General features: G+C 64.2%; 1 protein-coding gene. It reads right to left on the bottom strand.

Going from position 1 to position 330, the window contains the following annotated elements; genetic code table 11:
• Nucleotides 1-330 (bottom strand): zinc-binding dehydrogenase (locus EN786_RS36675; protein ID WP_145972936.1); only part of this gene is annotated, 330 nt, incomplete at both ends.

Here is a 330-nt window from a genome sequence, read left to right on the forward strand (position 1 = left end):
GTCGCAAGGAAGGCATGGGCGGCCTCCGCCTGGTCGAGCGGGAAAGCCTTGGCCACGTGCGGCACCAGCTTGTCGGCATCGACCAGCCTGGCGAGTTCGACGAGGCCTTCGCGATCCGGCACCACGGACATGCGCTCAACGCGGATGTTTCGCTCTTTTGCCTTCGTCCTGGTGGCGTCGCGAACGTCGAGCAGCGACACCAGAACGCCGCCGGCACGCACCACTTTCAGCGACCCGTCGGCATGGTCGCCGCCCATCCCGTCGAGCACCAGATCGACGTTGCGAACCTGTTCGGTGAAATCGCCTTTGGTGTAGTCAATGACCTCATCG

This window comes from Mesorhizobium sp. M4B.F.Ca.ET.143.01.1.1 (assembly GCF_004792275.1).
Lineage (GTDB): Bacteria > Pseudomonadota > Alphaproteobacteria > Rhizobiales > Rhizobiaceae > Mesorhizobium > Mesorhizobium abyssinicae.